This window comes from Roseovarius dicentrarchi, assembly GCF_003316635.1.
Lineage (GTDB): Bacteria > Pseudomonadota > Alphaproteobacteria > Rhodobacterales > Rhodobacteraceae > Roseovarius > Roseovarius dicentrarchi.
In genome coordinates, this window is sequence record NZ_QNQP01000058.1 from 1 (window position 1) to 2,328 (window position 2,328).

The window sequence follows — 2,328 nt, forward strand, 5'->3', positions numbered from 1 at the left end:
GCTGACGTCATCGCCCGCATCTCCGACATGCCGGTCTCACGCCTGCACGAGTTGCTGCCGTGGGAATGGAACGCAGCAACGCACCAAGTCAAGGCTGCCTGACCGCGGCCCTCGGCGGATGTTTACCATCGAAATGGACCGTCAACACGCACGTTGACCTCGCTGTGGCCTACGCCGGATGCTTACGACCCGCGCCCCCAGACAGTCAGATTTTTCGACTGCCTCCAGGAGCAGGGAGTGCTGTTCGTTAACGCCAGCTGGACCTTCACGCACAAGAAGCACCAAAGTGCGCATAAGGAGATCTGGCGGCTTGTGACCGAACACCTCCTGCGACAGATCGCGGCGGCGCAAGGCGGGACTGTTTTCTTGCTGCTCGGTAGAGAAGCGCAAGATGTGTTCCGACGAAGCATTCCGGAACCTGATGACTTTCCGCGTACCGCCTCCATCGCTCACCCGCATCCTACTGCGTATAGGGGGGATACGTACTTCAACGGTGCCAACCCTCTGATCAGCGTGAACCAAGCCCTCCAAGCCATGGGCGAGGCGGAGATCGAATGGTGGCCTTTCCCATGATGGATTCCGCTCAGTTCTGCCACAAACGGTCGTTTTTGGCCGACTTTCCTCCCCGCCTTCAGAACAGGTATTTAGTTGTGACAAAAACCCCCGGCAAAACCTTTGCAGTTCTGGCAGGTTTTTGGCACAGTGAATTATGATTATTGGATATGCCCGCGTCAGCACTGACGATCAGAACCTTGATGCCCAAATCGACGCGCTGACAGCGGCAGGAGCAGGCAAGCTGTTTGCAGACAAGATCAGCGGATCGAAGCGTGAACGGCCCGAACTGGACAAGATGCTCGAGCAGCTTCGCGACGGCGACGTCGTGACCGTAACAAAATATGACCGATTAGCCCGGTCGCTGAAAGACCTTCTGGAGATCGTTGAAACCGTCCGCGAGCGCGGTGCCGGCTTTCGATCTCTGGCCGAGGACATTGACACGACGACGCCGGCTGGCCGACTTGTGTTCCACGTATTCGCATCCATTGCGCAGTTCGAAAGGGAGCGAATTTCAGAACGGACAAAAGAAGGCCTGGCGTCAGCTCGCAAGCGCGGCCGTATCGGTGGTAGGCCCCCTGCCCTCACAACTGCGCAGAAGGACGAAGTGCGGCATATGCGAGACGATGAACACCGGGCTGTCCCGGAGATCGCACGCCTGTTCAAAGTCAGCGAAAGGACCGTGCGGCGTGCTTAGGGAAGAGGCATAAATGGTTTCTCTTTCAATCCGAACCGTGTGAAGGTCACCAAAAAGCAAAATTCGTTGAGGTTATCATGGGTGCAAATTCCAAAATTGAATGGACGACACATACGTTCAACCCCTGGTGGGGCTGCACCAAAGTGTCCGAAGCTTGTAAAAACTGTTATGCTGAGGCGTGGTCGAAGCGTGTTGGTCAAAAGGTTTGGGGGCCAAAGGCTGCTAGGCGCACCATGTCTGATGCACATTGGAAACAGCCTATTAAATGGAACAAGGATGCTGAAGGGGCCACAAACCGCCCTCGAGTATTTTGCGCCTCGATGGCAGATGTTTTTGAAGATCGGCCTGAGTTGATTGAACCACGAGACCGCCTATTTGACCTCATAGAAATGACGCCTCATCTAGATTGGCTTCTGTTGACGAAGCGCCCCCAAAATGTCCGGGAACTGGCACGGTGGGATCAAGAGTGGCCGCATAACGTGTGGCTCGGCACGACCGTCGAACTACAAACCCGCGCTGATGAGTTGCTCCCCTACCTGGCAGAAATTCCTGCAAAAGTGAGATTCATTTCAGCTGAACCACTTCTTGGTCCGCTTGATATTGATGCCTGGTTGGATTCGACAATTGATTGGGTAATCACAGGGGGCGAAAGCGGACCGAAGGCTCGGCCCGCTTCTCCCGCGTGGTTCCGAGAGCTTCATCGTCAGTGCATGGAAAACTCCGTTGCTTTTCATTTTAAGCAATGGGGGGATTGGGGGCCAGGCGATGGAACAAACCTACCGGCCAAGAAAAGACAATTGGCGCAAGATGGAACTGAAATGCTACGGCTGGGAAAGAAGCAAGCGGGGCGCATACTTGATGGAGCTGAGTGGGACCAATTACCAAAACGCCGAGTACTGTAGCATCTCAGAATAGTTTATTTGGCGATGGTCTGACTGACGCTAAAGTGCCACTGCGGGTTTCGCTAATTCCCGGACACGGATTTCAGTAATTCCCGGACACGCGTTTCGGTAAATCCCGGACAGGGATTTCGGTAATTCCCGGACAGCTCCGGGGGCCTTGGGTACGGTTGGTCATCG

Annotated in this window: 3 protein-coding genes; all 3 read left to right on the top strand. The window is 55.1% G+C overall.

The annotated features are described in order from the left end of the window. Positions 1-237 precede the first annotated feature (237 nt). The 3 genes from DQ230_RS16715 (at position 238) to DQ230_RS16725 (ending at position 2,151) form a co-directional block, all read left to right on the top strand. Positions 238-573 (top strand): uracil-DNA glycosylase family protein, encoded by a 336-nt coding sequence (locus DQ230_RS16715; protein WP_162497496.1) that lies wholly within the window; start codon positions 238-240, stop codon positions 571-573. A 136-nt stretch (positions 574-709) separates the two neighbouring features. After that, positions 710-1,249, top strand: coding sequence for a recombinase family protein (locus tag DQ230_RS16720; RefSeq protein ID WP_113913690.1), 540 nt, complete (start codon positions 710-712; stop codon positions 1,247-1,249). A gap of 77 nt (positions 1,250-1,326) precedes the next feature. Next, complete coding sequence (locus DQ230_RS16725; protein WP_113913691.1) at positions 1,327-2,151, top strand: DUF5131 family protein; 825 nt, start codon at positions 1,327-1,329, stop codon at positions 2,149-2,151. Positions 2,152-2,328: the final 177 nt, after the last annotated feature.

What these genes read in the sequence shown, in the direction of transcription:
- DQ230_RS16720 (WP_113913690.1), top strand. Translation starts at nt 710, where the DNA reads ATGATTATTGGATATGCCCGCGTCAGCACTGACGATCAGAACCTTGAT.
- DQ230_RS16725 (WP_113913691.1), top strand. Translation starts at nt 1,327, where the DNA reads ATGGGTGCAAATTCCAAAATTGAATGGACGACACATACGTTCAACCCC.